A 22771-nucleotide genomic window follows, 5' to 3' on the forward strand; every position below is an offset into this window, starting at 1 on the left:
TGTGTTGATGAGTGACAGTTACCCCTATAAAGCGGAACTATCCGATCTCGTCAGGCGGTTGGTGCCGAGCTGAATGCTCGGGCGCCCCCGGCCCGACGCAATGGGGGAAAGGGGGAAGTGTGTCTGAACGACGGGGAGTGGTTAAAAAGTAGGCAATTTAAGCCGTGCCAACAGTTTTTTAGTGGCATTCCGTCTTGGGTGCAGTACTTGCTGAGGTGCTATGAGAAATCCGGGCTAGCGCCTGACAGAGCGACATATTGTGCAGCGCGGCCTGAACATCATGCATCGCGGCGCTCTCAAGCACCTCGAGCTTTAGCATTGATGGCGGCACATCAGGGTGGCATGCCAATAGCTCGGCTAAACGTTGGCTAAAGCTACTCACTAACAGATGCGTAGGGCTGATATTCACATTGATGGGCAGCGCGATGCCTTGGGCATGCCATTCCGTTAATTGGCAAAGTGCCCGCTCAATGACCCACTCGCCTAAACTTACTTCTAGCGGGGTGGTATCAATGATGGGTAAAAACTGGCCAGGGGCAAGCAATCCTTCTTCAGGGTGCTGCCAACGAATCAGCGCCTCGACCCCGACTACTTTGCCACTGCGCATATCGACCTGGGGCTGATAGTAAAGACACAGCTCATTATGATTGAGTCCATCAATAAACCGCTGACGCTGCTCATGGCGCACCTGCAGCAAACGGTCATGGTTAGGATCAAACAAGTGGAACGTATCGCGACCGCGCTGTTTAGCGCGATACATTGCCTGGTTGGCATGGCGCAACAATACATCGCCCTGAACGTGATCATTCGGGTAGCGCGTCACCCCTAAGCTTGCCGTCAGATGAATACTCTGGCCATCAACCATAAGTGGCTGGCGAATGGAGGCTAACAACTTCTCAAAAAAATCTTCGTCTACGCCATGGTGGAGTAACAGCACAAACTCGTCGCCGCCCACCCGCGCCAGTACATCATCACCGAACAGTAGATGGCTTATGCGCTGTGAAAATGAGGAAAGCAGCGCATCGCCCACCGACGTACCAAGCCGATCATTAATGTTTTTAAAGAAATCGATATCCAGCGAGCATACCGCCAACGGCAGCTGCTTAGCCTCTGCGTGCTGCATAGATTCCTGGATCAATTGCGTCAGCAACTGCAGATTGGGTAACCCTGTTAACGCGTCAAAATAGACTTCTCGATTAAGATGGCGCGCATGCGCCGGAATGGCCGAAAGGTCAGCAAGCACAATCACATGGTGGTCGATTGCACCGTGCTCATCGCGCACGCGATTAATCGACATCATGCCAGGGTAAAACTGGCCGTCGTGGCTGCGATAGCTCACTTGGCTTTTACTACGATCCCGCAATTGTAATTCTTCACGCATCAAGCGCGTTGTACGGCTATCATCCAACGGTAAAATACTAAACGCTTCAGGCGTTTTGCCTTGCACATCACCCAGTATCATCCCCGTTAACTCACAAAAAGCGGGGTTCACTTCCACTACCCGGTTTTCCGCATCGGTAATAATGATCGCTTCATTGGCGTAGCAAAAGGCGGATTCAACAGGAGACGCGGTATTGCTAACGGACGCCGTCGGCATCGCATTAGAGCGGGGAAGTGGGGATGTGGGCTCAGAGGGCTGTTGAGACAAAGACTGTTCCTTTTGTAGATTCAAGGATTGATACATATGTCTCTGCTCTCCTCGTCCATCATCTGTTATCGATAGTTTGTTCTAGATAGATAGTATCGTAGATAGGCTATATTAAATCTACTTCGCCACATCTCCTTCGAATAAGGATCGATATTAACACCGTCTTACTGCTTAGGCTCTTTGAACGACACAATACATTATCGACGGCAGGAGCAATAACTTAAGGGGCAGGACTGGCAGCGCCCAAAAGAGCGGCTGCCAGTCGTCATGACACTAGCTATATGCAACAGACATTGCGAGACGGCTTTCTTGCGGGTAGCTATCACTCACTTGGTAACGACTCATTTGGCGAGTCATATCGTCGGCCTGCTCATCAAGCGAGCGGCTCGCTGCCGCGACTTCCTCCACTAGCGACGCATTTTGCTGAGTGACGTCCTCTAGCTGAGCCATGGCTCGATTAATTTGCTCGATCCCTGCCGACTGCTCGTGTGTGGCAGAGACCATTTCATCCATTAAGTGAGCCATTTGCTCAACGCGCTGAGCAATGTGCCCCAGGGTTTCATTCGTCGAGTTGACCAGCGTTTCGCCTTCCGCAATCTTCGCTACATTATTGTCGATCAACTGGCGAATTTGATTGGCTTCCTCTGTGCTGCGGCTAGCCAGTTTACGCACTTCATCAGCGACCACCGCAAAGCCACGCCCATGCTCACCCGCACGCGCGGCTTCAACCGATGCATTGAGCGCCAGCAAATTGGTTTGGAAAGAGATATTGTCGATAGTCCCGACAATGCTGGTCACCTGTTCGTTCGCTTGCAAGATAAGCTGCATTGCCTGCTGAGCTTGTGAAGCCACTAGGCTTGCTTCCTTAGCTTGGTGAGCCACATCATCGGTCATCTGCTGGGCTTGCTTTGCATTATCAGCGCTTTGACGTACCGTCGCAGTAATTTGCTCCATACTTGATGCGGTTTGTACCAGCGAGGCGGACTGCTCTTCCGTTCTCTGCGCTAGATCCTGATTTCCCTGAGCAATCTGATTACTGGCCACCGCCACTGACTGTGCGTTGCGGGTGATATCAGCGACTAGCGTCTCGGTCGTTGCCGAGGACTCATTGAAGGCTTGATAGAGCTGGGAAAGCTCATCGCTCCCAGGGACGATTAATCGCTGGGTTAAATCATTATCGCGGGTGGCGATGCTACATAGCGCTTGGCTCAATGGCGTCGTAATCGCACGCACGATCAGTATAGCGGTGATGATCGCCAATAAACTCGCGACCAGCGCAATCACCGCATATAACCAAAGCGCCTGCTGCGCTGCCTGACGTAGCGTCACTGTCTCGGTTACCACCGCGTTAACCACTTGATCTTCTAATGCTTTCAAGCGGCCAATTTTTACCGTCTGCCACTCAAACCACTCTTCCGGATCGACGCCATAGCCACCTTCACTGGCTTGGCTGATCGCCAGCTCACGCCGCTCCATCAACCGATCGATCTCAACACCGCTTAACGCTAGGTCAAGCTGCTGGCGACTTTGCTCCCCTGCCAGAACGCGAAAACCATCCAGAAAAGCCTGCTCTTCGCCAAGCAGTGATAAAAAACGCCGCAGCATATCCGGTGGCATCCCATCTGCTGCAAACGTATTGGCCAGCAGCGCCCGCTCAATGCCAGCCAGGTCTTTAGCTTCCAGAAGTTGATAATACGCACTCAATTGGCGGGTAATATCACCCTCGCGAGTGAGGTGTGCCAACGAGCCCACAAAGGCCATTAGCTGACCGTTAATGCCGGTATAGTGACCTAATGCCTCGCCCGTCGTGACCTCTAACGCACTAACGCGTTCACGCAGTGCTGCCTGACGCTGCCAACGCTCATCAATCTCACGCAGTTGCTGCTGAACAGCAGGCGTCAGGAGCGCTTGATCCAGAGAGGCCTGCTGAGCTTGAAACGCGTTGACGGCATCATCGGTCTTGGGCCGCTGCTCGCGCAGCCGGTTACCAAATGCCTCGCCCTCGCTGCCCAGAAAGCCCGCTGTCATACCGCGTTCAAGCTGCATTTGGTGAACGGCATCCCCCGCTCGCTGGGCGAGCTCGGTCATCGTGTGAAGGCGGTCAAACTCTTGCAGTGCTGTACGGCGCTCCATGATGCCCTGAGCCGCGAACCACGCCAGCGCGAGCAAGGGTAGCAGTAGCACACAGGCAAATTTAAACCGCATTGGAATGCGGTTAACGATATTTTTCATTGCTTAGCCTCAGACTGATAACGTGTCAGGTAGGTAAGCGGCGTACTCAATTATTAGTATTCGCGTCGTGTAACGCGTGTATGTGAGTTTGCCGCACTCAGCCACTTAATTAAATGTATTTGCGACGTTTGTATTACACCGCAAAACATGGCGCAGTATAAGGGGCTAAGCGCTGCATTTATTGATGGCGGTCATAGGAAAGCGAGGATAGTTAGGAAAGCGCAAGATGGGACGGGAGTGACGGGCGGCGCCCAAAAAGCATGCCTAGCCGCCCATGGTTAACGGTAATGATTAACGACCAATCCACTCAATAAAGGTCGTCTCACCAAGCAAGTGGCGCTCATGGCGCACACGGCTTAGCGCCGCGTAGGGCAAATCCATCGCCAGCACCCGCGAAAGCGGCTGCTCAATAACTTGGCGCAGTAGTCCATTGCAGACAAATAGATGCGCCACGACCAGCACATGCTTACCGGGCGGACTGATTAACAGCTGCTGCCATACCTCAGCGAGGCGCGCATCAAAGGCCTGTATCGTTTCGCCGTCTGGCGGTGACACCGTTGTTGGGTCATACCAAAACGCACTCATTCGTTCGGTGCCCTCTTCCGCAAACACCTGGGCGTGGGTTTTACCCTCCCACTGCCCCAAATGCAGCTCGGCTAGGTCATCCTCTACCTGAACGGGTAGATCAAACTCTTCGCCCAGCCACAGCGCAAACTCACGACAGCGTGTTAATGGCGAGGTGACAATCGCATCATAAGGCAGATGGCCTTCGACCGTATGGCGCATAACGGCATCGGTCACCTGCTGCCAACCCGTCTCACTCAGTGGGTGATCGGTGGAGCCGCGTAGCATACGTCCTCCCACCGGTTCACCGTGGCGCAATAAATCAATGGTGGTGATCTCCGCATCGGGAAAACGCATACTCAGCCCTCGTTTATTGATGCCACTGTCGATTAAATAATCGCGTGACGCACACGCGCGGAAACCCACTCGGACACCAGCACGGTAGCGAAAATCATAATGAAAATAACGCTGACCTGGTCCCAGGCGAGGCTGTTGATCGAGGCATTTAACTGCAAACCGATCCCGCCTGCGCCGACCAACCCTAACACCGTCGATTCGCGGATATTGATATCCCAGCGATAGACGCTAATACCGGCAAAGGCAGGCATGACTTGCGGCAACACGCCATAGTTCATCACCTGTAGGCGGCTTGCCCCGGTCGCGCTTATCGCCTCGACGGGCGTCGGATGGATCTCTTCGATCGCCTCATAAAGCAGCTTGCCGACAAAGCCAATCGAGCGCAGGGCGATGGCGATAATCCCCGCCAACACGCCAGGGCCGAGAATGGTGACTAGCAGCATCGCCCAGATCAGCGAGTTGATCGAGCGGGATGAGACAATGATCATCAGCGCCAGACTGCGCACCAGCGGGTGCGGCGTGGTATTACGTGCGGCCATAAACGCCACGGGAAACGCCATCATAATGCCAATGGCAGTGCCCAGGGTGGCGATGTTAATGGTGTCCCACATGGGCTTCCAGAGCACATTGGCGTAGCCCCACTCCGGCGGCGTCATGCGGCTGATCAGGTCCGCCCCTTGGCGTCCAGCGTCTTCGACAAACACCCACATGGTATTGTCGGAAATCATCTTCCAGCAGAGCAGAAAGAGACTGACACCCGCCAGCCAAGCCAGGTACTGCAGCCATTGGGCGCGGGTGGTGCGCCGCCGCCAAACCGGCAGACCCTGGGTGTTAGTAGATACTGGCATCGCGATTCTCCAAATATAACAGGCCAGGGGCGGCTAATAAGCGCTCACTGGGTCCAGCGGCGGACATGGCTCGAGCTGTACTCGCACAGCAACACGATGGCGATAATGATCAGCAAAATAGCGGCAGAGGTATCGTACTCATAGCGACTCAGCGAGGTGTTCAACGTGGCGCCAATGCCGCCCGCGCCCACAATGCCAATCACCGACGACTCACGAAAATTGATATCCAGCCGGTAAACCGAAAGCCCAATCAAGCGCGGCATGACCTGGGGCTGAACCGCATGGTTCATGGTTTGCCACCAGCTTGCCCCCGTTGCCCGCACGGCTTCCACCTGGCGCCAGTCCAGGTCTTCGATGTCTTCCGCTAACAGCTTGGCCATGAAGCCAATCGTCGCAAAGGCCAGGGTGATCATCCCCGCCAGCGGCCCAAAGCCAAACATGACCACAAACAGAATCGCGATAATGATTTCTTGAAACGTCCGCGAAACGGCAATGATCGCGCGACATATAAAGTAGATCGGTAGCGGCGAAATGTTCCTCGCGGCGCCCAGGCCCACCGGGATCGCCAACAGCACGCCTACTACCGTGGAGGTCAGCGTCATGGTCAAACTTTCCAGCAGCCCCGCCACGATGTCGTCGTAGCGGCTAACAAAATCAGGCTGCATAAAGGCGCCCAAGAAGTTAACCGCCCGCCCCGCGCCTTCGGCTACCCGCGCCCAGTTCACTTCGACCGAGGCGAGCGCCAGCACTACGTAAATCACCGCACCTACGGCCAACCCCCAACGCAAGCGCGGGCTTTCAATCAACGGCAGACGCCGCCACTGGCCCCGCTGGGCCGCCTGCTGACGTGCTTGCCCCTGTGATAGCCGTGTTTCTGCCCGTTCGCTCATCGAGCACTCCCGGCTGCCATCGTCGGCAGGTCGCGCTGGTATGAAGTCGTTTCCGAGTCATCGGCCTCGTCATCCAGCGGCTCGGGGGTGGTATCCCAATCCTCTTCGCCATAAATGGTCGTGAGCATTTCGCTAGTGAGTTCACTCGGCAGTCCATCAAAGACGATTTGCCCAGCGCGCAGGCCGACAATCCGGTCGGCAAATTGCTGCGCCAAGGCCACATCATGAATATTGATGATTGCCGCCAAGTCGCGCTCAGCGCATAGCTCGCGAATCAAGCGCATGATCTGGCGCGACGTTTTCGGGTCGAGGCTGGCGGTTGGCTCGTCAACCAGCAGTAGCTTGGGGCTTTGTAAAAGCGCCCGGGCGATGCCCACGCGCTGGCGCTGGCCGCCGGAAAGCGCATCAGCGCGCTTATCGATGGCGTGAGGCAGCCCTACCCGCTCGAGTAGTCGAAAGGCTTCGACGACCGCTTCCTGTGGGTAGCGACGTAAAAAACTGCGCCAAAAACCCACATAGCCGAGCTGGCCGGAGAGTACGTTTTCCATCACGGTGAGCCGGTCTACCAGGGCATACTCCTGGAAAATCATCCCCATTGAGCGGCGCGCGTGGCGAAGCTTATGACCTGAGAGCCTGGTCAGTTCCGTGCCTTCCAGGCGAATGCTGCCCTGGGTGGGCTCCACTAACCGATTCACGCAGCGAATGAGGGTGCTTTTACCCGCGCCGGATGGCCCAATCAGCGCCATTACCTGGCCTTTGGGCAGCGTGAGTTCAATGTCCGTCAGCGCCCGATCCCCGGTGGGGTAACGCTTGCCAACGCCGCTTAGTGTCAACATTTTCCCGCCTCGTTTTTATAGCGAAACGGCCAGAAAGGGATGCCTTCCTGGCCGTGCAGTACCGTTTACCTTAACGATCAGTCACAGTCGTAAGTCACACCGTTAGCATCGGCAATGGTGCGAATGACCGACCAGTTTTCCTGATAAGTAATCGGAATGAACTGCGCTTCACCGGAGTTGGCGAATTCCGCTTCCAGCGGGGTACCTGCCCAGTCATAGCTGAAGAACGCATCCTGAATTTTCTCGGCAAGTTCCGGGTTCAGGTTATTCGCCAGCCCGTAAGCGGTGGTGGGGAAGGTATCGGAGGTGTAGATCACTTCGTAATCGCCCTCTGCCACAACATCACGTGCCAGCATGCGGCGTGCCACTGAGTTGGCGATGGCAGCGGCATCGTAGTCTTCGTTCACAACACCTAAGATGGAGTTGTCGTGGGAGCCAGAAAAGGCGGTTTCAAAATCTTCGCCCGCTTCCATGCCGTACTCGGAGCGCAGCAGTGCGGAGGGCGCGCGAAAACCAGAGTTAGAGGTCTCAGAGGTAAAGGCTAGCTGGCGTCCTTCCAGGTCTTCAACGGTCTCGATGCCGCTGCCAGGATAAGTGATGATCTCCATTTCGTAGCCAAAGCTACCGTCCTCGGCCGCCATCATGGCAAACGGGCGGAAACCACCGCAGTTGACCGCGACCGGTACACCACCGGTGTTAAAACCGGCGACGTGCAAACGGCCAGCGCGCAGTGCTTCCTGCTGGGCGGCGTTGGACTGCACGGGGAAGAACTGAACTTCTTTACCGGTTGCTTCGCTTAGGTGCTCCAGGAAGTCAGACCACACGTCGGCGTAAACCGCCGGATCTTCCACTGGCGTGTAGGCGAACACGAGCGTATCGGGATCGGCCCACTGTGACTCATCGCTAGGCGCATCAGCGATCATATCGCCATCGTTATCGACATAACGCGATGAAAGATCCGCTGAGGCATTCACCGCGACCAACGCAAAAGCGCTGGCAACGGCGGCGCTGATCAATGTGCGGGGAAGCGCATGGGCTAGTGAGGAGATCTGCATGGGGCACCTAACGTGTTGTTAAAAGATAGCCACAATCCTGACCATTTCAGATGACAACGACGGGGCATTTATATGACCGCTTGGTGACGATTTTGCTAACGTAACATGACATTGGCGCTTTACTGGCTAACGCAGCTACCGCGACGCTCAACAAACAGGCTGTTACCAGGAATTTTTTTGGCTTGATGCTTCAGTTCAGACAGCTCAGCGGCAATATCCAGCGCTCTGCAAGTAGCTGTATCGGTGACAGGTTTTACTGCAATCGACACGCTGACAAAGGGGAAAAACGTCACGCTATTTTGTCGGCTTTCAGTCTGAATCCCGCCTTTCAGCCGGTCCGCTTCTTCATAGAAACCGGGGGCCATCACTTCAAATGAGCGCAGGATTTGGCCGCAAACGCTTTCCCAATGGCTGTGCGGTAGCAACATCATAAAATCATCACCGCCAATATGGCCGATAAAGCCACCAGCGCTTTCTACCTGGGCCTGCAGCAGCCGCGATAGCGAAATAATCACCTGATCGCCCCGGGCATAGCCGTAAGCATCGTTAAACGCTTTAAAATTATCCAAATCGACATAAGCGGCGGCAAAGCCCTGCTCGGCGGCTAAATAAGCGACCAGCGTTTCGTTAATCAGGATATTGCCTGGCAAGCCGGTCAACGGATTGGCATGGCGCGCGTGGCGCACCTGAATCGCGGTGATTTCACGCAAAAGGTCAACGATATTACCCATGCCCACGTAATCACCTTCATCATTGGTGATCACAAAGTCTTCCTGCTCAATATCGTGGCTATCGGTCAGTTGCTGGCTCAACACCTCAAGCGGGGTATCTGCTTCAGCCACCAGCATGCGTACATCGGCCACGTCCAATACGCAGCGTTTGGCATACAGCGCATGGCTATAAGGGTTGGTGAACAGGGTTAAAAAAGCATTGCGACGCACCACTGCCACGGGCTTACCGTCCTCCAATACGGCCACACAGCGTAAGCTGGGTTGGCGGCGAAACCGCTCGGAGATGAGTGGCACTGCGCAGTCAGTGGTGATGGCCTCAATCGTGCGCAAAATCGAGCGCGCAGTGCGGCCAGCAGGGCTTTTTAACTGGGTTGTCGCGGGCAGCACCATGTTGAGCTGTAAAGGCGGCTGCGGGCTTGGCCGAGCAAAATAGAAGCCTTGCAGTAGCGCGAGCCCACGGTCGAGTTCCCACAAGCAGAGATGCTCCGCCGCAGTCTCCACGCCTTCGGCTATTAGCTGGCAATCCAGGCTACGCGCCACATCAAGAATCGAGCGGAGAAATTCGCGCTTCGCAGGCTCCTGATCAATCCCTGAGATAAAGTGCCGATCAAGCTTGACGAAATCGGGCCGCAGTTCTGACCAGTGGCGCAGGCTTGAGTGCCCTGCCCCCAAATCGTCCAGCGCCACCTGAAAGCCCATGTCACGGTAATGATCCACCGCTTGGCGCATTAGCTCATAGTCATGAATCGGCACATGCTCGGTGAGCTCAATCACTACTCGCTCTGGGGGAAGGCCGCTCTCGCGAATGAAGCCCAGCGTTAAGCCTTCGCGAAAATCACGCTCAACGATGGTTAACGGCATGACGTTAAGAAATAGCAGGCCGGGCAGTTCAAGTTCGGCAAAGCGTTGAATCGCCAAGCGTCGGCAGAGTAAATCTAACTCCACTAGCTGCCCTGCCTGGGTGGCCACATCAAACAGCCGTAACGGCGAGTGCAGCGGTGACGTTTTGGGGCCACGAATCAGTGCTTCGTAGCCATAAATCGCCTGCTGGTTGGCATCCACAATGGGCTGAAAGAGCACCTGCAGCTCTTCGGTCGCAATAATTTGATTAAGCCACTGCGCTTCTTGTGCGGTCATTTGCCTACTGTCCTATTCATCAGCCCCCGTTTACCTTCACAAGGCAGCCGGGTACTGATGTGCAGCCTTCCCTAGCGGTGATTGGTAAGCTGCAAGCATGCGTCATTTTCGTGACGCTATCATGACAAATGACTAATCAGGCAGTGAACACCCAACCGCTTTGAACGACAGACGCTATTTACTGAAGAGGCTTTTCGGGCGGCGGAAAGACCACATCGCAGCCATCAGCATCCAGCTGGCGAATATCAATCGGGTGCCCTTTTTCGTCCAGCGTTACCAAGCCAATGCCGCTGGCGTTCCAGAGCCGTTCGCCCGCGCTGGCGCGGTCGGGGTCTCGGGGGTGAACGCTCAGTTTGCGACGCTTGGTAAACCAGTTGAGTGGCGACAACGGCGCATATAACCAGCGGTTCAACCGATCAAAGGTATTGAGCAGAGTGGTGGGAAAGGTGTTTTTAATCCCACTCGACGTGATTTGCCATAGGTGGGGGGAACGCCGCTGATGACGAACCACGATGTCGTAGACAAACGAGTAGTGCACATCGCCCGACAAGATCACGTAGTTGCCGGGGGTTTTGGAGTGTTGCCATATTTGCAGCAGCGTATTGGCCGCCCCGCGATGGGCCATCCAGTTCTCAGCATCGACCACTAATGGCTTACCCACCGCGGTAAAGATTCTTTGAATACTCTCAATCAATTTGACGCCAAACATCGGGGCGGGCGAAATGATCACCGCGCTTTTGGCCCCCATTAGCGCTTGTTGCATCTCCATCAGCGCTTCCCAATCCATCAGCCCAGAAGGGTGATTAAGATTGCGCTCGCTGCGCCAACGGCGGGTTCGGGTATCCAGCACGATTAAGGTAGGCGTACCCGGCACTTGAAACTCCCAGCCCTGAAAACGCAGTAGCCGCTCAATGAAGCCATCTTGCTCGGCGCATACCAGCGGCTGGCTGCCATCACCCAGCAGCGTCGAGGCGTGATGGGTTAATGGATTGAGCTTATCAGGGTCATTCCCCCAGGCCTGACAGAGCAAATAGGCCACCAGGGCGTTACCGATAATGCGCTTCGAGAACGGATGGCCGTAAGCGGCGAGCTCCCAGTCAGCGGAAAGGTTCCAGTCATCGGTCACATCGTGGTCATCGAAGATCATCAGGCTGGGTAAGTGCGCCATTAACCGCGCGCACTGCGGCAAACCAGCCACGAAGCTGTCTATCACCGCCTGCTCCTGACGATAGAGCTCGGCATTTTTTTGATCTAAAGCAGGCGCGTCGAACGTCATCACTCGCCAGGGCTCGGGGGACCATACCAAGCAGTACATGGCGAGCATTTCAGCCAGTGTCATTAAATGGTTCTGCGCATTCGCCGACGTAAAGACCGGCTTCTTGACGCCGCTAAAAAAGCGCTTGCGTAGCGCCACATTCTTGGTCACATCCGGCAGCAACTCAGCGCGCTGATAGTAACTATCGGGCGAGTCGTAGAGGGCTTGGCTATCGTCCACCGTGGCGCCTTCCAGCCACTCATCCACCAACCCTAGCCGCGCTATGAGCGCATGCACGGCGCGCAGCATAGGGCCGGCTACATCATCAGCATAAATTTGATCACCGGTCATCAGCAGCCAAGCGGGCCACTCTGCCGGGGCGTCTTGCTGCTCGGCGAGCCAGCTATCGGCGCGCACCAAACCATCGTCACTGTCGTGATGGGGTTTGCGGCAGGAACCATGCATAAGCCGGTGATGCCGCGAGGCAATCACAAAGGCGGGATAAGCGGCGCCGTCATAACATAGCCATGGCGCCCATTCGGGCAATGAGCGCCAATTACCCGTTGTCGTTTCAACTTGCAGGTCATACTCGATGCGCTCATCGCAGGGCAGCGGTGAATCCAGATCAATATCAATTAGATAGATAAAGGCGCGCTGGCCGATAGGAATGCACTGCTGATGATGCGCCAAACCAATCGACGCGGCATTACTCTGCCCAGGCCGCAGTATTAGCGTCATATTTAATCGCCGAGTGGCGACCATCCAAAGTACCAGCCGAGTCGTGCTGATGCGTCTTAATAAGGGGCCGGCTAATATATCGGGCAGCGTATCAGTGCCATTCATCCAATGAAGTCTCCGTTATCCATGCGCCACCACAGGCAGCTCGACGACTACCTCTAACCCGCCGGTGCTGGCGCGAGTAAGATGCATTTGGCCGCTATACAGGGCGACAAGATCGGTCACAATGGCCAGCCCCAGGCCACTGCCAGAGCGGTGCTCATCTAACCGTTGACCACGCTGAACCGCCTGCTGGCACTCTGCCTCCGACATGCCAGGGCCGTTATCGCTAACGGTTAAAATCAACTTCTGACCGTCAATTTTCACGTTAAGCTGCACCTCGCTATGCGCCCAGCGCAGCGCATTATCCATCAAGTTACCCACCAGCTCTTGGATATCTTGCTCATCCATGTGCACTCTGATTTTCTGGCCCCAGGTTTGGCGCAGCACAATGCCGCGCCGCTGGGCAAGCCTGGAGAGTCCATTAAGTAGCGGTGTTAGCGTAGGGTGTAGATCAATAGGTGCAAAGCGCACGCCTTCACCCGCCGCGGAGGCTCGGGCCAAGTGATGACGTACCGCGCTATCCAAGCGTTCCAACTCTACCGCCCAGGCGGCACGGTTCGCTTCTGGAAGCTGGCGAAGCTGCAGGCGCATCACACTCAGCGGTGTTTTCAACGCATGGGCAAGATTGCCCGCGGTATGGCGTCCGCGCTCGATTAAGCGCTGATCGCGTGCCAACACCGCGTTCATTGAGGCCGCCAGTGTCGCTAACTCTTCCGGCAAGCGGGTATCTAACTGTTCGCTGCGGCCCTGTTCCACATCATGAAGATTGGCGTGCATGCGGCGCAGCGGCGCTAACCCCCAGCGAACTTGCAGTGCTAACACGCCGAGTAGCAACACGCCCAAGCCGATCAACCCGCCCCACAACAGATATTGGAATTCACGGATATCGTTGGTGAGCACATCGTCTCGGGCGGCCACGCTAATATGTAGCGGTTCCTCTAACGGGGCCAGGTAGATATCGCGCTCCACCACGCGCAGCGATTGCCCCCGCGGGCCGATTAATGAGCGCGCACTGAGGTTTTCATTCTCCACCACTGGCAGGCGTTGATCCCATAGTGAGCGAGAGGCCAGGGTATGTTGCCCGCCATCGGTGATTTGCCAGTACCAGCCGGAGTAGACATTCTCAAAACGCGGGTCGCCCAGCGCCCGGTCGTGGACAAGCTGCTGCGCTAAACGGTCATAAGTCACGCCCGCCATGATGACATTAAGCGTCGCGCCAAGACGATCATCAAAGGCCTGAGTGGCCGAGGTATGGTAATGGTGAGAAAGTAGCGTGCCAGCGATAGGCAGGGCCAGCCCCACCATCACTAATACGGCCAGCAATAGCCGCAGGCTGATGGAACGCCGCGCCCAACGACCCCGCCAAGCCGTTTTGGCTTGACTCATTCGCTGCCAGGCTCTTCTGCTAACAGCCGATAACCCTGGCCCCGCTGAGTGGCAATTCGCCAACTGCCCAACTTACGGCGCAGGCGGCTGACCTGAACGTCAATCACGTTAGAGTCAGGTTCATGGTCGCGGTCGTAAACATGCTCTGAAAGCTCGGTACGACTCACCACTCGCGGTGCCGCGTGCATTAAATAGCCCAGCAGGCGCGTCTCCTGTGCGGTTAAGCCGACCGGGCGCCCTATCAACGTCACGTGCTGAGTGTGGGTGTCTAAACTCAATTCGCCCACTTTTAATACTGGGTGAGCGTGACCGTGGCTGCGGCGTACAAGCGCACGCAAGCGAAACAGCACTTCCGCTGGCTCGAACGGCTTCGTGACGTAGTCATCTGCCCCAGCGGTAAATCCCGCGGCTTTATCCGCCCACCGCTCACGAGCGGTTAGAATCAGCACAGGCAGATCAATACCGTCTTCCCGCCACGCCGCCAGCCAGCGAGTCCCATCCCCATCGGGTAGCCCTACATCTAAAATCAGTGTGTCGTAAGCTTCAGTACGTACTAGAAAATCGGCATCCTGGCCGTTAGCCGCATGCTCTACCAGCCAGTCACCATCGCGCAACGCTTGGCTCAGCTCACGCGCTAGCGCTTGGTCGTCCTCTACCAGCAAACACTTCATTGGCTAACTACCCTTTTCGATAACGACTTGGGAATACAAATAACGCGATGGCAACGAGGCTTGTCGTAACGGCACTAGCGACGCATATCATTAATACGCACGCCCTCGATAGACATCAGCTGGCCATTATGGCCATCGAATTCAAATTCGACGACTTGACCCTGCGGGCCGAGCAGCTTGATTTCGTACTCCACGTACCCTCCTTCACGCTCCACTTCCACCTCCAGCACGTCGCCTATGTAGTGAGCTTCCAGCCAATCTAAGATGGTGTCGAGGGAAACAACCTCTCCGCGGCCTACTTCGCCATGCAGCGATTCCCATGGCTGGTCACCCACCGCACTACCCGCCAGCAATAGCAGCAGGGCCAAGCCAGTGACATTGCGCCGAGCGCTTCGCTGTACGCTGCGTAGCGGCTTGATGAAGTGACATAGGAGTTTACTCATAGTGCCAGCATGCCAAAGACAACATGAACGCTAGATGAACAGTTTTGTCAGCTTAAGGAAAGTATAGCGATGGTATAAATTCCCTGTCGCATTCGTTGAGTGTCAGTCACTCATTCACGTTTAAATACGTAAAGAAGGAATTTGCTATGAATACCATGAAAAAAATGCTGCTGATCCCAACCTCTGCCCTGCTACTTGCAGCGGCGGCGGGCAGTGCCCAGGCCGATTCGCTGCCGATGGATCGCATCGATGACGTATTGACCCATTCCAATGATTACGGGTTCAGCCACTACGAAGAAATTAGCGTTAAAGGTCGCGGCCGCGTAGAAGTAGAAGGCTGGCTGGACGAAGAGTGGTACGCGGATGTGGATTTCTCCCTTGATAACGGTGATACGCTAGAAGAGAAACGCGAGCGCCTAATTACCGGTGCCTGGGGCATGAGCGAAGACGATATCCGCCAGGCCTTAGACGTTGCCCGCCAGGAAGGTATGGTTGAGTTTGAAGACCTTGATATCGACAAGAGCGGCATCATCGATATCGAAGGCCGCGGTGAAAATGGCCGTGAGCTGGAAATCAGTGTGCGTCAGGGCTCTTCTGAAGTTACCCAAATTGACCGCGATTAACGGTCTTAGCTAATCGCTTTGCGGGCTCCCTATAGGGAGCCCGCTGCGCTTTAAGCGTCTTTAATCAACGACAGTCCTGACAGTTTCCCCGGGCCATAATAGCGGCCGCAATGCGTTCGATGCCCTGGCGATAGGCAGCTTGTCGGTAGGTGATATCCTCCGTGCCTGCGCGCGTTAACACCTTGCCAGCCTCTTCACTCAGCAGTGCGTCCAAGCGTTCATTCACCTGGGCTTCACTCCACTTTTCTCCCGCCCGGTTTTGCAGCCACTCAAAATAACTGACGATCACGCCGCCTGTATTGGCGAGCACATCCGGCAGCACCGGCACATTACGCTTGGCAAGCGTTTGATCAGCATCGCTAGTCAGTGGTCCATTGGCGATCTCTAAGATAGCGCCTGCTTTCACCTCGTGCACATTGTCGCAGTGAATTTGGTTTTCAAGCGCCGCCAGCGCTAATACATCCACGTCCAACGCCAGCAGCTCATCCCCCGTCATCGCTTTCCCTGCTTGGCTGTCGGTCACCTTACCGCTATTCGACTTAGCCTGTTTAACAGCCTCAATATCGAGTCCATCTGAGTGGTAGCAAGCACCAGTGGTATCGGATACCGCGACGATACGATAGCCACGTTCACTGGCTAACCGCGCAAAGTGGTAAGCCGCGTTACCAAACCCCTGCACCGCCACAGTGGTCTCTTCCGGTTGTCGCTTTTCACGCTCGGCCCACAAATCGAGCACTTTTAGCGCGCCTCGCCCCGTGGCGGCCACTCGCCCTGGCGAACCGCCTAGCGGTAATGGCTTTCCGGTAATGGCCGCGGGCACTTTAGCCCGCACGATTTGCTCATACTCATCGATCATCCACCCCATGACCGTCGCGTCGGTGTTCACATCAGGCGCCGGAATATCCCGATCGGGCCCCATGATATCGGCAATGGCGCGGATGTAGCCGCGCGCCAGCCGCTCAATCTCTAGTGAAGAGAGCGCCTTGGCATCCACCTGGACGCCGCCTTTCCCGCCGCCATAAGGTAAGCCAACCACCGCGCATTTAACCGCCATCCAGAAACTTAGCGTAGTGACTTCATGCTGGTTAACATCGGGATGAAAACGCACCCCCCCCCTTGGCTGGCCCTAAACTGGTGTCATAGTGGACTCGCCAGGCGGGAAAAGCTTTTAAGCTGCCGTCGTCCATCCGCACGGGAATACTCACCTGCAGCGAAAGACTGGGCTGCATCAGGCGCGCCTGGGCATCCGCGTGAATATCGAGCGCGTTGAACACATCTTCTAAGCGTGAACGGGCATCCTCAAACAGCGCCGCACCTATTTCTGGTGTTAGTGTTCGAGGAGCCGTTTTTTCAGCTTGCTTTTGGGGCACTTGGCTATTCGTCGTTTTGGCCGTTTGATTTTTCGATTTAGCCTTTTTCGCCTTAGCATTACCCATGCAATACGCTCCTTTCCTTGGCCAGGGTAGGATTTCAAGAGATTAACGTTATAACGTGTTTACAGCGTAGCAGCTGGCGGCCAAACCATAGCGCTGAGCTAATCAATGTGTTGAGGAGAAATTCGTGCTGAATGAAGGCGGTGATGGCGCGTTGGATGATGAGAAAACCGGCACAACGGTGCGGTTGGATTCCGGACACTTTTATTCAGGGCTTAGTGACCCCGTACTACGCGATATAGCTTGGCTAATCGCCACACCGGATATTGTGGAGCTGCCGCCGCCCATTCCCTGCGCAGGACGTCCCACCATGGAAGAGTTAGGACTTGCGCGCACACTGCTTCCCTGGCTACGCCAGCTTGGCCAACCGCCGTTGAGCGCATTGAACGGCAGCCGGGCGATGCGCATGGGGCATTATCACGAACGCCTATGGCACACGCTGTTAAACCACGCACCGAATACACGGCTGCTGGCCCGCAACGTGCGTATCAGCCGAAAGCGCAATACGCTCGGCGAGCTGGATATGCTCTACCGAACGCGTGCTAACCCGGCACCGGTGCATTTGGAAGTGGCAATCAAGTTCTACCTGGGGCTGCCGGAGGGGCCTGGCGCTGCCACCAGCCAAAGCCGCTGGATTGGCCCCGGCGGGTTAGACAGCCTAGCGCTGAAGTGCGGCCATTTGCGCCGCCATCAATTGCCACTTTCCACCACGGCACCCGCGTTGGAAACACTCGCTCACTGGCTGACGCCACGGGACATTGGGGTTTCAAGTAGTGAGTTAGGCGAGCAGCTAACCCAGCGACTGGCAATGCCGGGCGTACTCTATTATCCCTGGCACGCGGCAATGCCAGCGCCCGAAGGCGCGACAGCCGATCACCGCCGTGGGACGTGGTGTTACTTACGCGATTGGCCTGCGCTGGCGGCGAGTGTAACCGAAAGGCCTGAAATGGCATGGCTGGAAAAACCTCACTGGCTAGCACCGCCCCTTCACAGCGCCTTTCGCCCGATGGCAGAACAGTTGCCCGCCATTTTCGAAAAGGTGCATGCCTGGCGCTCACCCCAGCAAGTGATGCTGTATTACCCGCAGCAGCAGCGCTATGAGCGGCTGTTTTTGGTGCCCGACAACTGGCCGCGCCAAGTACCTCTTCCGCCGGTAATACGCTAGCGACGATACGTTTAAACCACCACAAGGTTATCGCGGTGAATCAGCTCGTGGGCTTCCACGTAGCCAAGAATCGCTTCAATCTGGTGGCTGGGCTGGCCTGCCAACTGGCGCGCTTCATCGGCGCCGTAGTTAACCAAGCCCTTGGCCACTGAGGCGCCCTGCTCATCCACACACACCACCATATCACCGCGCTTGAAGCTGCCCTGCACATTGCGCACGCCGACCGCTAATAGGCTAGAGCCTTTATCGCGCAGTACTTTCACCGCACCGGCATCCAGTACCAGCGTGCCGCGCACCTGCAATTGCCCCGCCAACCAACGTTTGCGTGCCGCCATAGGCACTTGATCCGGGCGCAACAGCGTGCCTAACGACTCGCCCGCCATAATCCGGTTGATAACATCAGGCTGGCGTCCACTGGCAATCACCGTGACCGCCCCAGAGCGCGCCGCTAACTGCGCCGCGCGCACTTTGGTGGTCATACCGCCCCGCCCCAGCGCTCCCCCGCTTCCTGCCATAGCGGCTAGGCGCGGGTCGTCCGCGCGCCCTTCGGCAATCATCTGGGCGTTGGGGTTGTGCCGCGGGTCGGCGTCAAACAAGCCTTCCTGGTCGGTCAATAGCAGCAGCGCGTCCGCTTCCAGCAGATTGGCGACCAGCGCCCCTAGCGTATCATTATCGCCGAAGCGGATCTCGTCGGTTACAACGGTGTCGTTTTCATTGATTACCGGCACCACGCGCATCTCCACCAGCGTACGCAGCGCCGAGAGCGCATTCAGGTAGCGCTTGCGGTTGGAAAGGTCATCGTGGGTAAGCAAAATCTGCGCGGTGAGCATGCGATGACGGGCAAAGTGCTGTTCATAGCACTGAGTCAGGCCATTCTGGCCTACCGCGGCGGCGGCCTGCAGTTCATGCACGGCGCTGGGGCGCACCTGCCAACCCAGGCGCACCATACCTGCCGCCACGGCGCCTGATGAGACCAGCACCACTTCGACGCCCCGCTGGTGCAAGGCGGCGATTTGATCGACCCAGCCGCCAATGGCGGTTTCATCCAGCCCGCGCCCATCGTTGGTGAGTAGCGCACTGCCTATCTTCACCACTACCCGCCGTGCACGGCTCAACGCGCCGCGTCCTAGGATTTGCTCGTTACTTTCCATGCCACCCCGCCTCAATCCGACACTTACAAAAGGGGCCACGCGAACGCAGCCCCTTTTTTGCTTATCAACTTAAGCTTACTACTGAAGACACCCGCGCCATACCACTAAGGGGCGTATTCGACTTCAACTTCATAATCATCATCGTCAAAATCGTCATCATCTTCATCGTCACGCTTGCGACGACGACCCAGGCGCGCCTCGGTGCGCGCGACCGACTCCTCTTCCATTCGGCGACGCATTTCCTGCTCGCGCGCCAGCGCCTCTTCATCTTCGTTCTCTAGACGACGCTGCTCGGTCAACCAGCGGTAGGCCGCCTGCACCAGCTTATCGGTGCCATCGCTACTGATCGCGGAAATGCGGAATACCGGGCCTTCCCAATTCAGTGCCTGGATAATTGCCTGGGCGCGCTCTTCGCGCTCATCTTCTGGCAGCAGGTCGAACTTGTTCAACACCAGCCAACGGGGGCGCTCAGATAGCGCGGGGGAGAACTGACCCAACTCGTGAACAATCGCCTTGGCGGCCTCGACCGGGTCAGACTCATCGAACGGCGCCACATCGACCACATGAAACAGCAGCCGCGTGCGCGTCAGGTGCTTCAAAAAACGTAGCCCTAAACCAGCGCCTTCTGAGGCCCCTTCAATCAAGCCGGGTACGTCGGCCATTACGAAGTGCTCGTGCATACCCAGTTTCACCACGCCCAAGTTGGGTACCAGAGTGGTAAACGGGTAGTTGGCGACTTTAGGTTTGGCCGCAGACACCGAGCGAATCAGCGTGGATTTGCCCGCGTTGGGCATTCCCAGCAGCCCCACATCGGCCATGACTTTCATTTCCAGGCGCAGGTTACGGCGATCGCCTTCGGTGCCCGGCGTGGTGCGCCGCGGTGCGCGGTTGGTCGACGACTTGAAGTGAATATTACCCAGCCCACGTCGGCCCCCTTCGCCTACCAACACCACTTGACCAATGTCGGTCACATCGGCGATGACTTCCAGGGTATCTTCATCAATGACCGTGGTGCCCACCGGCACTTTGACGTGCAGGTCTTCACCGGCTTTGCCGCTCATCTGACGGCCCATGCCGCCCTGACCGTTTTGGGCCTTATAGAAGCGCTGGAATTTAAAATCGATCAGGGTGTTGAGCGCATCGTCACCAATCAGGTAAACGCTGCCGCCATGGCCGCCATCGCCCCCATCGGGGCCGCCCCTGGGCACATATTTTTCGCGGCGAAAGCTCAGACAGCCATTGCCGCCTTTGCCTGCCTCAATAATAATCGAGGCTTCATCGACGAACTGCATTGGATTCTCCCGGCCGCTTCCGCCGCCCTAATATGCACTACTTTTTTTCCAACTCGTTGCCCAACCCTTTATGCCCACCAGCATACTGATAAAGACATGGTGGTAAAAACATCGTGGTGAAGCGTATTGGAAAAGAGATTTAACCGACAAAAAAGCCCCGCCATAGCGGGGCCTTTTTCTCGTCACCAAACTTGCACAGTCACGAGCATAGCATTCGCCGTTTAGGCAGAAACAATGCTAACAAACTTGCGGTTTTTGGGACCTTTGGTCTCAAACTTCACAAAACCGTCGCTCAGTGCGAACAGCGTGTGGTCACGGCCTAGGCCTACGCCTGTGCCCGCGTGGAAACGCGTGCCGCGCTGACGCACGATGATGTTACCCGCAGTCGCCGCTTGGCCACCGAAGAGTTTTACACCTAAGCGTTTGGACTCGGAATCGCGACCGTTACGCGTGGAGCCAGCTGCCTTTTTATGTGCCATTGCAAAATCCTCCTAAGGGAATTGACCGCTTACGCAGAAATTCCGGTAATTTTGACTTCAGTGAACCACTGGCGGTGGCCCTGACGCTTCATGTGGTGCTTACGACGACGGAACTTGATGATGGTCACTTTATCGCCACGGCCGTGGGAAACCACCTCGGCAGAGACTTTAGCACCACTGATCATCGGCGCACCGATGTTGAAGTCATCGCCGTCTGCAACCATCAGCACTTCGTCAAACTCGATCGTTTCGCCGGTGGCGACTTCGATTTTCTCAAGCTTGAGCGTTTGACCTTCTTGAACGCGGTACTGTTTGCCACCGCTTTTAATAACTGCGTACATGTCGCTCTCCGGACTTGTCGTTAATGCCGCTTTCGGCAGCGCTCATCGCCTTACGCTCTTATCGACCTGCTGCGAGTGGCGCCCCTTTTGGAGCCATCTGACAGGGAGCATGATGAGTGGGTCGCGGATTATAACGACTATCTACGCTTACCGCAAGACCACAGGCCGTTGTCAATTGCTAAGTCCGTTAACGACTAAAGTGTAACCGTCGCTCGTATCTTGACGCCCAACAGGCAGCCCCATAGCATGACCCCAACACATGACCACATCTACTCCACAAATACGGGCGGCACTTACCGCCTCCATCTGCCGCGATGAACGGATTCCATGACCGCCAACGTCTCCTCAGCCCAGCCCGTCAGCCCAACGCCTTCACCGCTGCACGCCGTGGTGGCCGATGACTTCGCCGCCGTCAACCGCACAATTGTCGAGCAGCTCAATTCCAAAGTACCGCTGGTTGAAACCATCGGCCAGTACATTACCGAAAGCGGTGGCAAACGGTTGCGCCCTTTATTGGCACTACTGGCCGCCCGCTCGCTCGACTACACCGGCGACAAGCATATACCGCTGGCCACCTTAATAGAGTTTATGCACACCTCCACGCTGTTACACGATGACGTGGTGGATGAATCGCATATGCGGCGCGGCAAGAAAACCGCTAATGACGCCTGGGGCAATGCACCCTCGGTATTAGTAGGCGACTTCCTCTACGCCCGCTCGTTTCAGATGATGGTCGATGTGGGCTCGATGCGCATTATGGCGATTCTTTCCGGCGCCACCTGCATCATCGCCGAAGGCGAAGTGCTGCAGTTGACCAATATCGGCAACCCCAGTATTTCTGAAGAAGATTACTTCGAGACCATTTTGGGTAAAACCGCCATGCTGTTCGAAGCGGCTTCCCACAGCGGTGCGGTGCTGGCAGAAGCAACGCCGGAGCAAGAGCAAGCACTCCAGTATTATGGCCGCTACCTGGGTCTCGCCTTCCAACTGATTGACGACCTGCTGGACTACCAGGGCGACGCCGATGCCATGGGCAAAAACGTTGGCGACGATCTAGCCGAAGGCAAGCCGACGCTGCCGCTGATCCACGCCATGGAGCAAGGCACGCCGGAACAGGCCAAGCTGATTCGCCAGGTGATTCGCGATGGCGGGCTTGAGCAACTCGACGCCGTGCTGGAAATTATTCACGCCACCGGCGCACTCGACTATACCCGCCAGCGTGCCGAAGAGATGGCCGATAAAGCCTTACAGCAGTTAGAAGCCTTGCCACCCAGCGCCTACCGCGACAGCATGGCCCAGCTGGCTCGCTTAGCGGTTGATCGCCAAGCATAAAAATTGGTAGTTCGCGCCGCCGAGGACTTGAAAAAATACGTCTGGCTAAGTATGATCCACCT

General features: G+C 56.3%; 19 protein-coding genes and 1 pseudogene. 3 read left to right on the forward strand and 17 right to left on the reverse strand.

From position 1 onward, the window contains the following. Positions 1–178: 178 nt before the first annotated feature. The 12 genes from CXF87_RS14135 to CXF87_RS14190 all read right to left on the reverse strand — a co-directional run bounded on the left by CXF87_RS14135 (position 179) and on the right by CXF87_RS14190 (position 14893). Entirely contained in the window at positions 179–1648 is a 1470-nt protein-coding gene (locus CXF87_RS14135) for a putative bifunctional diguanylate cyclase/phosphodiesterase (RefSeq protein ID WP_232774931.1), read from the reverse strand. A 273-nt stretch (positions 1649–1921) separates the two neighbouring features. Further along, complete coding sequence (locus CXF87_RS14140) at positions 1922–3880, reverse strand: methyl-accepting chemotaxis protein (protein ID WP_101147052.1); 1959 nt, start codon at positions 3878–3880, stop codon at positions 1922–1924. 291 nt (positions 3881–4171) lie between these two features. Beyond that, entirely contained in the window at positions 4172–4801 is a 630-nt protein-coding gene (locus CXF87_RS14145; protein WP_101147053.1) for a histidine phosphatase family protein, read from the reverse strand. 32 nt (positions 4802–4833) lie between these two features. Next, positions 4834–5649 (reverse strand): phosphonate ABC transporter, permease protein PhnE, encoded by an 816-nt coding sequence (gene phnE, locus CXF87_RS14150; RefSeq protein ID WP_101147054.1) that lies wholly within the window; start codon positions 5647–5649, stop codon positions 4834–4836. Between the two features lie 44 nt (positions 5650–5693). Then, complete coding sequence (gene phnE, locus CXF87_RS14155; protein WP_101147055.1) at positions 5694–6539, reverse strand: phosphonate ABC transporter, permease protein PhnE; 846 nt, start codon at positions 6537–6539, stop codon at positions 5694–5696. Beyond that, positions 6536–7375 (reverse strand): phosphonate ABC transporter ATP-binding protein, encoded by an 840-nt coding sequence (gene phnC / locus CXF87_RS14160; RefSeq protein ID WP_101147056.1) that lies wholly within the window; start codon positions 7373–7375, stop codon positions 6536–6538. The genes phnE (CXF87_RS14155) and phnC overlap by 4 nt, the downstream gene beginning before the upstream one ends. Before the next feature lie 77 nt (positions 7376–7452). Continuing rightward, positions 7453–8430: a phosphate/phosphite/phosphonate ABC transporter substrate-binding protein gene (phnD, locus tag CXF87_RS14165; protein WP_101147057.1), complete on the reverse strand. Its 978-nt coding sequence runs from the start codon at positions 8428–8430 to the stop codon at positions 7453–7455. 119 nt (positions 8431–8549) lie between these two features. Then, positions 8550–10298 carry a bifunctional diguanylate cyclase/phosphodiesterase gene (locus tag CXF87_RS14170; protein WP_101147058.1) on the reverse strand — a complete coding sequence of 583 codons (1749 nt, stop codon included), beginning with the start codon at positions 10296–10298 and terminating at the stop codon, positions 8550–8552. A gap of 178 nt (positions 10299–10476) precedes the next feature. After that, positions 10477–12396, reverse strand: coding sequence for an alkaline phosphatase D family protein (locus CXF87_RS14175; protein ID WP_101147059.1), 1920 nt, complete (start codon positions 12394–12396; stop codon positions 10477–10479). A gap of 15 nt (positions 12397–12411) precedes the next feature. Further along, entirely contained in the window at positions 12412–13779 is a 1368-nt protein-coding gene (locus tag CXF87_RS14180) for a sensor histidine kinase (protein WP_008957077.1), read from the reverse strand. Then, the gene (locus tag CXF87_RS14185; protein ID WP_101147060.1) at positions 13776–14450 is read right to left on the reverse strand and encodes a response regulator transcription factor; all 675 of its coding nucleotides are present in this window, start codon (positions 14448–14450) and stop codon (positions 13776–13778) included. The genes CXF87_RS14180 and CXF87_RS14185 overlap by 4 nt, the downstream gene beginning before the upstream one ends. A gap of 74 nt (positions 14451–14524) precedes the next feature. Next, positions 14525–14893, reverse strand: a complete 369-nt coding sequence (locus CXF87_RS14190) for a PepSY domain-containing protein (protein WP_101147061.1) — start codon at positions 14891–14893, stop codon at positions 14525–14527. Positions 14894–15039: 146 nt separating this feature from the next. On the opposite strand from CXF87_RS14190, the gene CXF87_RS14195 reads away from it, so the two are divergent. Further along, entirely contained in the window at positions 15040–15516 is a 477-nt protein-coding gene (locus tag CXF87_RS14195; protein ID WP_101147062.1) for a hypothetical protein, read from the forward strand. Positions 15517–15580: 64 nt separating this feature from the next. On the opposite strand, the pseudogene CXF87_RS14200 reads toward CXF87_RS14195, so the two are convergent. Beyond that, a pseudogene (locus CXF87_RS14200) lies at positions 15581–16952 on the reverse strand (Glu/Leu/Phe/Val family dehydrogenase). A 124-nt stretch (positions 16953–17076) separates the two neighbouring features. Here CXF87_RS14200 and CXF87_RS14205 point away from each other — a divergent pair. Next, entirely contained in the window at positions 17077–18114 is a 1038-nt protein-coding gene (locus CXF87_RS14205; protein ID WP_101147063.1) for a DUF1853 family protein, read from the forward strand. 11 nt (positions 18115–18125) lie between these two features. Here CXF87_RS14205 and proB read toward each other — a convergent pair whose 3' ends face one another. The 4 genes from proB to rplU form a co-directional block, all read right to left on the reverse strand. Then, positions 18126–19265: a glutamate 5-kinase gene (gene proB / locus CXF87_RS14210; protein WP_101147064.1), complete on the reverse strand. Its 1140-nt coding sequence runs from the start codon at positions 19263–19265 to the stop codon at positions 18126–18128. Positions 19266–19369: 104 nt separating this feature from the next. Further along, positions 19370–20557, reverse strand: a complete 1188-nt coding sequence (gene cgtA, locus CXF87_RS14215; RefSeq protein WP_101147065.1) for an Obg family GTPase CgtA — start codon at positions 20555–20557, stop codon at positions 19370–19372. Between the two features lie 221 nt (positions 20558–20778). After that, positions 20779–21036, reverse strand: coding sequence for a 50S ribosomal protein L27 (gene rpmA, locus CXF87_RS14220; RefSeq protein ID WP_008957069.1), 258 nt, complete (start codon positions 21034–21036; stop codon positions 20779–20781). A gap of 29 nt (positions 21037–21065) precedes the next feature. After that, positions 21066–21377 (reverse strand): 50S ribosomal protein L21, encoded by a 312-nt coding sequence (rplU, locus tag CXF87_RS14225; RefSeq protein ID WP_022520761.1) that lies wholly within the window; start codon positions 21375–21377, stop codon positions 21066–21068. A gap of 327 nt (positions 21378–21704) precedes the next feature. Between rplU and ispB the strand changes: the two genes are divergently transcribed. Next, positions 21705–22709, forward strand: a complete 1005-nt coding sequence (gene ispB, locus CXF87_RS14230) for an octaprenyl diphosphate synthase (RefSeq protein ID WP_008957067.1) — start codon at positions 21705–21707, stop codon at positions 22707–22709. Positions 22710–22771 lie beyond the last annotated feature (62 nt).

Origin of the sequence: Halomonas sp. MES3-P3E, from assembly GCF_002836035.1 — a bacterium.
GTDB lineage: Bacteria > Pseudomonadota > Gammaproteobacteria > Pseudomonadales > Halomonadaceae > Vreelandella > Vreelandella arctica.

What these genes read in the sequence shown, in the direction of transcription:
- CXF87_RS14140 (WP_101147052.1), bottom strand. Translation starts at nt 3,880, where the DNA reads ATGAAAAATATCGTTAACCGCATTCCAATGCGGTTTAAATTTGCCTGT.
- CXF87_RS14145 (WP_101147053.1), bottom strand. Translation starts at nt 4,801, where the DNA reads ATGCGTTTTCCCGATGCGGAGATCACCACCATTGATTTATTGCGCCAC.
- phnE (WP_101147054.1), bottom strand. Translation starts at nt 5,649, where the DNA reads ATGCCAGTATCTACTAACACCCAGGGTCTGCCGGTTTGGCGGCGGCGC.
- phnE (WP_101147055.1), bottom strand. Translation starts at nt 6,539, where the DNA reads ATGAGCGAACGGGCAGAAACACGGCTATCACAGGGGCAAGCACGTCAG.
- phnC (WP_101147056.1), bottom strand. Translation starts at nt 7,375, where the DNA reads ATGTTGACACTAAGCGGCGTTGGCAAGCGTTACCCCACCGGGGATCGG.
- phnD (WP_101147057.1), bottom strand. Translation starts at nt 8,430, where the DNA reads ATGCAGATCTCCTCACTAGCCCATGCGCTTCCCCGCACATTGATCAGC.
- CXF87_RS14170 (WP_101147058.1), bottom strand. Translation starts at nt 10,298, where the DNA reads ATGACCGCACAAGAAGCGCAGTGGCTTAATCAAATTATTGCGACCGAA.
- CXF87_RS14175 (WP_101147059.1), bottom strand. Translation starts at nt 12,396, where the DNA reads ATGAATGGCACTGATACGCTGCCCGATATATTAGCCGGCCCCTTATTA.
- CXF87_RS14180 (WP_008957077.1), bottom strand. Translation starts at nt 13,779, where the DNA reads ATGAGTCAAGCCAAAACGGCTTGGCGGGGTCGTTGGGCGCGGCGTTCC.
- CXF87_RS14185 (WP_101147060.1), bottom strand. Translation starts at nt 14,450, where the DNA reads ATGAAGTGTTTGCTGGTAGAGGACGACCAAGCGCTAGCGCGTGAGCTG.
- CXF87_RS14190 (WP_101147061.1), bottom strand. Translation starts at nt 14,893, where the DNA reads ATGAGTAAACTCCTATGTCACTTCATCAAGCCGCTACGCAGCGTACAG.
- CXF87_RS14195 (WP_101147062.1), top strand. Translation starts at nt 15,040, where the DNA reads ATGAATACCATGAAAAAAATGCTGCTGATCCCAACCTCTGCCCTGCTA.
- proB (WP_101147064.1), bottom strand. Translation starts at nt 19,265, where the DNA reads ATGGAAAGTAACGAGCAAATCCTAGGACGCGGCGCGTTGAGCCGTGCA.
- cgtA (WP_101147065.1), bottom strand. Translation starts at nt 20,557, where the DNA reads ATGCAGTTCGTCGATGAAGCCTCGATTATTATTGAGGCAGGCAAAGGC.
- rpmA (WP_008957069.1), bottom strand. Translation starts at nt 21,036, where the DNA reads ATGGCACATAAAAAGGCAGCTGGCTCCACGCGTAACGGTCGCGATTCC.
- rplU (WP_022520761.1), bottom strand. Translation starts at nt 21,377, where the DNA reads ATGTACGCAGTTATTAAAAGCGGTGGCAAACAGTACCGCGTTCAAGAA.
- ispB (WP_008957067.1), top strand. Translation starts at nt 21,705, where the DNA reads ATGACCGCCAACGTCTCCTCAGCCCAGCCCGTCAGCCCAACGCCTTCA.